At 61.5% G+C, this 6,245-nt stretch carries 5 protein-coding genes; 2 read left to right on the top strand and 3 right to left on the bottom strand.

Annotated elements, in window-relative coordinates:
• Positions 1–268: hypothetical protein (locus NZ746_10290; GenBank protein ID MCS6817752.1), on the top strand; the 268-nt coding region annotated here is incomplete at its 5' end.
• A gap of 480 nt (positions 269–748) precedes the next feature.
• Here NZ746_10290 and NZ746_10285 read toward each other — a convergent pair.
• From NZ746_10285 to NZ746_10275, 3 genes are read right to left on the bottom strand one after another with little or no spacing between them, the layout of a single operon-like run.
• On the bottom strand, positions 749–1,729 hold the full coding sequence (locus NZ746_10285; GenBank protein MCS6817751.1) for a Gfo/Idh/MocA family oxidoreductase: 981 nt from the start codon (positions 1,727–1,729) through the stop codon (positions 749–751).
• Positions 1,726–2,547 carry a sugar phosphate isomerase/epimerase gene (locus NZ746_10280; GenBank protein MCS6817750.1) on the bottom strand — a complete coding sequence of 274 codons (822 nt, stop codon included), beginning with the start codon at positions 2,545–2,547 and terminating at the stop codon, positions 1,726–1,728. The genes NZ746_10285 and NZ746_10280 overlap by 4 nt, the downstream gene beginning before the upstream one ends.
• 5 nt (positions 2,548–2,552) lie before the next feature.
• Entirely contained in the window at positions 2,553–3,500 is a 948-nt protein-coding gene (locus NZ746_10275; protein ID MCS6817749.1) for a sugar ABC transporter substrate-binding protein, read from the bottom strand.
• 595 nt (positions 3,501–4,095) lie between these two features.
• Here NZ746_10275 and NZ746_10270 point away from each other — a divergent pair.
• On the top strand, positions 4,096–5,400 hold the full coding sequence (locus NZ746_10270) for a PLP-dependent aspartate aminotransferase family protein (protein MCS6817748.1): 1,305 nt from the start codon (positions 4,096–4,098) through the stop codon (positions 5,398–5,400).
• Positions 5,401–6,245 lie beyond the last annotated feature (845 nt).

The raw sequence follows: 6,245 nt of genomic DNA, 5'->3' as shown, positions 1-6,245 counted from the left end.
GAGATCGGCGCCTGGCTTCCGCGGTGACGTTCGCGGACTCGGGGCGGTGGTGGCCGCGGAGTTGGTGCTCGACTGCGAGCGAAAGGTGCTCGCTCCGAGCTTGACCCGTGAGATCCTTGAAGGCTGCTACACGAAAGGTCTCATCCTCTCGTCGGCCGAACGTCTTGTGCCTCTTCGTGCCGTTGATCATCGCAGAGGAGCAGAGCATTCGCTATTGCTGGAAGAAGCGTTGGCGGAGGTTGAAGCGCTCGCCTCCGTCAAGGAATGAGAAGCAATCGGGGGAAGCAGCCTGACGAGAGCATCAAGCAGGGCTATTCAGCGACGGTATCCACGCCTTGCGCAAGCATGAAGCAGCCTGAGGAGGTGACAGCGCGACTCCAAGGGCTTCCCTGGCTGTCGGGGAGGGAAGGGAAGGGCGTTGGCGAAGCGCGCGTCGAGAAGGTGGAAACGTGCTCGCCGGCTATCCGGACTGAAGGCGACGGAGCCGACCTGGCGTCCGATGGTCTAGCAACGCAGAGGGCGTGCGCAGCCGTCGCTGCTTGCGCAACGTCGAAGTCCGACGGTCTAAAGACGTAGAGGGCGTGCCCAGCACTTGGCTTTCAATATAGAGTCAAAATGCAGATCGTCGCAGAGCCTCGGACGGCGTTCCACGAACGAGGGCTGAGATCTGCACATGCGGCTATTGTGTTGAAGCGTCGCGACGAGTCGGGCGTTCCGCGAACAAGGGCTGGGATCTGCGCCCGACGACTCATGGGCTCAGCGTGATCCACTCCCCAGTGCGAGCCGCTCGGTAACACGTATCCACAAGCTGTACCGCTCGATATCCATCGAGAGCCGTCACCGCTGCCGGTTGCCCGCGCACGATGGCGTCCACGAAGGCCGCGTCCTCCTGCACGTATCCCCACCGCCATTCCTCCTCGAGATCGGTGAACTCCTGCCGAATTGGCGATGCCCTCGCGCTCGGCGTGTAGATGAGACGCTCCAACTCCTGAGTCTCGATCGTGGCATGCGCGCCGAAGATCTCCACCCGCTCGAAAGGGAAATGCCAACTGGCATCGGCCGAGGAGGTGAGCGTCGCATGCACGCCGCTTTGAAAACGGAGCAGGATCGAGAAATCCTCCAGCTCCGAATACTCATGCTGAGAGGCATGAACCGCCACGCTCGCGACTTCCCCGAACCACCACCGCAGCAGATCGAGCATGTGGATGGTGGTCTCGTAGAGGAATCCCCCCGTGACCGAAGGATCGCCCACCCAGGGCGGAACAAGGAGTTCCCCGCGATTCATCTTGGCGTGAACGGCATGCGGACGAAAGCCCTCCTCCTCCAGAAGTCGCCTCACGGCTCGATACACGGGGGCGAAGCGGCGATTGTGTCCGACCTGAACGACGCTCCGACTTCGGCGACTGGCTTCGAGCACCCGATGGGCATCTTCGACTGAGGTCGCTAGCGGCTTCTCGCAAAAGACGTGGCGCTCGGCCTCCAGAGCGCGAAGCGTCGCTTCGACATGTTGCGTGTTCGGCGTCGCGATGACGACCGCTTCTACCCGTTCGAGCAAGGCCTCCAGGCTCTCGACGGCTTCCGCGCCACAGGCCTGAGCGCAGGCGCGAGCACGCTCCTGCTGGATGTCGTAGACGGCCGCCAGATGCACGCGCTCGTCCCGCGCGAGAATTTGCGCGTGCCGTTGGCCCATGTGACCAGCCCCCACAATGCCGATTCGAATCTTCGTCATGCGCGTTCCAAAACTCGTTCCGCGGCTGCCTTCGCCCGAACGGCCAGTTCTGCCGGATCCCACTCCCAATACTCGGGGCGAAAGAGTTCCACGCTCACTCCCCGATCGTAGCCGAGCGCTCGCAGCCTCGACCAGATCTCTCTGAGCGGCAAAATCCCCAGGCCCGGGAGCAGCCGATGCTCATCGCGCAACTCCGATTTCGGCCGATCCTCGGCGTCATTGAGGTGAACGATGAAGAGGCGCTCTGGATCCAGCTCCGCCAAGGCGTCGAGCGAGGAACCGCCCACGTAGAAATGGAAGGTGTCGAGGACCAATCCCACGTTCGGGCGAGCGACGCGCCTGACGATCTCCCAACCCGCCGTGAGCGTGCGCACGCTGCATTCGGGAAAGCCGAGGAATTCGAAGGCCAAATTCACCCCATATCGCGCGGCCACATCGCTCAATTCGCTCAGCACCCGCACGGATTCCTCGCGGATCGCCTCCTCGCTCACCCCCTCGGGCCGAGGGCTCGGCACAAGGACGAGATACTCGCAGCCGATCTCCCGCGCCATCGCACACAACTGCTCGCACTCGGCCAGGAGTTCGCTCCACCGTTCCGGAGAACGAAACGTGATGTGCTCGATGGAATTGATGCTGTAGGCCCGAAGCCCATAGCGCTCCAGCGCCGCCCTTAACTCGCGCAACGTCTGGCGCTTCGCATATGCCCGTAATTTCGCCGCCCAGATCTCAATCGCGTCGAATCCGGCGAAATGGGCGACGCGAAGATCCGTCTCCAGATCCGCGCGCATCGTCGTCGCGCCATTGAGAGCCAGGAACATACGCTTCACCTCAAAAACTGATCCACGTTCTCCCGAGTGACCAGCGTCGGGCGAATCTCGACGTGCTTCTCCACGGGCTCGCCGCGAAGCGTCCGAATGGCCAGTTCCACGGCCCGCTTTCCCATCTCGAAGCCGTGTCCGGCCACGGTCCCCTGCAATTGTCCCGCCTTGACCGCGCGCAAGGCTTCCTGAGTGGCGTCGAAGCCCACAAGGAGGATGCGCCCTGTGAGCTTGCGCGCCGCTAGGGCCTCCATCGCCCCGAGAGCCATCTGATCATTGGTCGCAAACACCGCCTTCACGTCCGGATGCGCCGTGAGGATATTCTCCATCACGCTCATCCCCAACGCTCGCTCGCTATTGGCCGGTTGAATTGTCACCAGGTGAATCCCCGGCGTTTGAGCCAACGCCTCTCGAAAACCGGCGATCCGCTCTTCGTGCGTCGAGATGCCGAGGATGCCTCGAATCACCGCCACTTTCCCGCTTCCCCCGAGCGCCCTCACGAAGTACTCCCCGACCAGCCTCCCCCCGAGCCGATTATCCAATCCGACGAAACTCACTCGATCGGGCCACGGCGCCTCCGTATCCATGAGCAGCACGGGAATCCCGGCCGCTTTGGCTTTCTCGAGCACGGGGATCACCTCGGATGGACCTGCCGGAGCGACGACCAAGGCCGAGACCTTCTTCAAAATCTGGTCCTCGAGAATCGCGACCTGCTGGTCCACGTTGATCTCCCGTTCGGGCGCCAGGACCACGACCTCCACATCCGGATGCTCGCGAGCGGCTGCCTCGCAGCCCTGCTTCACCGACATCCACCACTCGCTGTCGAGAGCCTTCGTCACTACGGCGATCTTCCACTTCGCGGTCCTCTTCTCATGACCGCAGCCGTTCAGCAGCAGAGCCGCTGCCACCAGCATGGCCCCGTGAGCGAGCGCCCGAAACGACTTCCCACTCATCGAAGAATCCCCTCCGCGATCGGCACAATGATAACACGCGAGCCGATAGCGAACGAACTCATGGAGGTGGGACTTCTCGCTGCGATCAGCACGCTGATGACACGTGAATTCTCCCTCGACGGCATCCGGTAAAGACCCATCGTGCGAGAGCGCTCGATGCCGAGATGGCCGAGTCAGTCGCCGCGGCGATTCGAGTAAAAGCCCGAGAACGCCCACGGCTCGCGATCGCGCAGCTCCGCGAGGCGAAGCGCCCTCTCTCCGTCGTCGCTCGCCCTCTTGACGATCCCCGAGGGTCGCCGCACACTTTATGGCCGGAATTTGGCTTTTTTCGGCCAAATTCGCGAGCTGATCGAGCCAAGGTGCGGCTTCTCAACGGATCGGCGAAGGGAAGCTCAATGCCATGAACTCATCGAACCCAAATCGAGTTGCCGATGTCGGCGCGAGGAAAGCAATGCCCGCATCTGGCCACCCGACCGAGGATAGAACTTTCTCTCAACGGGGCAGCGATTGTGAGAACCGCGTGGCCCTGGACCCACGAGCCAGATAGTAGGGAAGGCATTGAACCTTTTCTTCGATGACGGTGAAAGGAGGCGCCATGGGAAAACAACACCGGGGCAAGAAAGAAGATTATCGCATGCGCACGCATCTCATTCACGGAAACTTCGAGAGCAAGCGGTGGGATTTCGATCATCACATTGTCCCCCCCATGTCGGCTTCGTCCGCCTATCGGCTGGGCTCGGTTCATCGGGGGGCTCAAGGATTCGTCGAGTTCGCGTCGGAAGAAGCGGGATTGAGCGGGCACGTGCCCATTTACATTTACGATCGTCTGGACGAACCGACGCGCGGCCTCTTGGAAGAGAATCTGGCCTATGCTGAGGGGGGCGAGACGGCCGTCTGCTTCGCCAGCGGGATGGCGGCCATCAGCGCCGCCATCGGCGTGACGACAAAAGCGGGCGATGAGATCGTCGCCCACCATCTCTTATACGGGTGCACATACAGCCTGTTCGCAAATTGGTTGCCACGCTACGGCATTCAGGTCAGATTCGCTGACCTGACGAAGGCGGAGAGCTTTTCTCAGGCGGTGACGGATCGAACCCGCGTCGTCTATTTCGAGACGCCGGTGAATCCCACGTTGGAGCTGATTGATATTGCTCAAGTCCGGCGCTGGGTTGATGAAATGAAGGCTCGTCATCCCCAGAGGGAACGGCCGATCATAATCGTCGACAACACCCTCGCCACACCGTACTGTCAACGCCCGCTGGCGCTCGGAGCCGATTTGGTCGTGGAAAGCCTGACCAAGAACATCGGCGGCTTTGGTACCGATATGGGCGGGGCCGTCATTGGTCCGCGGCGCTACCATGGGCCGCTGCTCCTGTACCGCAAGGACTTCGGCGGCGTGCTCTCGCCCAAGAACGCCTGGCCCATTCTCGTGTATGGCCTGCCGACGCTGGCGACCCGGATGGTCAATCAGCAGAAAAGCGCCCTGCGAATCGCTCAGTTTCTGGAGCGACATCCGAAGGTCGCTCGCGTGTCCTATCCGGGACTGGAATCGTTTCCGCAGTATGACTTAGCCCGCCGGCAGATGGTCAGTTATGACGGCAAGTTTGCTCCCGGCTCGATGATCTATTTCGTTTTGAAGGGCGATGGAAAAGCCGCCGCCGAAGCAGCGGAGCGATTCATTGATTACATCGCCAAACACGCTTACAGCATCACGTTGGCCGTCAGTTTGGGGCAAATCCGGACCTTGATCGAAGAGCCCTACTCCATGACGCACTCCGCCTTGCCCGACGAGGTGAAGCGTCAGAGGGGCCTTGAGCCGGGAGCAATCCGGCTCTCGGTCGGCCTGGAAGATTGGCATGACATCATTGAGGACCTGCGCGTCGCCTTCGAACACATCTGAAGCTGAACCGCCGAGAACGCCAAGAACAGCGAGCGTTCGCAAAGATCGTCTCCCATCTCGTTGGTTGGCGTTCTCGGCCACCTCCGTTCGTGCACCCTAATCCCGGTGGCTGTCCCCCTCACGCTCCCATCGAATGGCCACACTTTCGGCCCCACCGGCGGGATCGTCCCGAGGTGGGCCGACGAGTGGGGTAGGACGCCACTTGGCGGTCGTGACCGCTCGCCCGGTAGAACGCAGTCACCAAGAATACTCCGTTCGCAGCCAGCATCATCTCCCGTCGGGATTTCCGTTGAATCCGCGTCACATCCTTGGCTACCGCTTTGAGCCGTGTTCATCACTGTTTCTTCCGAAGGGAATCCGCATGAAGTTCGATCGCGAGCGATTCGCTTCCTGCGCGGCAGACCCGCTAGATGCCCCAGCGTCGGGCGATCGCCGTGTCTAAGCCCCACATTGAGGACATTCCGCACGAAGCGAGGAGCATCAACGACGTTGCCTCTTCCGGAACCGTTCGGCCCGATGAAAACCGTCAACCGACCAAGCTCAACCCCTACTTCGGCGAGACTCTTATAGTTGCGGATTGCGACCTTGCGAATCCTGGGTGTTCTCCCGTTTGAGCATTCCTCTCCCCAGGGTCCAACCAATGGCCGGCTGTCCACCTTAACCCTCGTTCGCCGCTCGCCTACGGTTGCGCTCATCTTACAAGATCTCTTCGCCCGGTCATCACAGGGGGACCCAGCTCATCGCACTCTCGGATCAATGAGCGCAAGCCGATTGCTGGCAGCGATCGCCGCAAGCCGTCCCGTCGAAGAGCGAGAGAGGGAGAATGCGCTTTCTCCCGTGGCCAC

The sequence above is a fragment of the Blastocatellia bacterium genome (genome assembly GCA_025055075.1).
GTDB lineage: Bacteria > Acidobacteriota > Blastocatellia > HR10 > HR10 > HR10.
Note: the sequence above shows the minus strand (reverse complement) of the source record. Positions and strands in the feature narration are given on the sequence as shown.

What these genes read in the sequence shown, in the direction of transcription:
- NZ746_10270 (MCS6817748.1), top strand. Translation starts at nt 4,096, where the DNA reads ATGGGAAAACAACACCGGGGCAAGAAAGAAGATTATCGCATGCGCACG.
- NZ746_10275 (MCS6817749.1), bottom strand. Translation starts at nt 3,500, where the DNA reads ATGAGTGGGAAGTCGTTTCGGGCGCTCGCTCACGGGGCCATGCTGGTG.
- NZ746_10280 (MCS6817750.1), bottom strand. Translation starts at nt 2,547, where the DNA reads ATGTTCCTGGCTCTCAATGGCGCGACGACGATGCGCGCGGATCTGGAG.
- NZ746_10285 (MCS6817751.1), bottom strand. Translation starts at nt 1,729, where the DNA reads ATGACGAAGATTCGAATCGGCATTGTGGGGGCTGGTCACATGGGCCAA.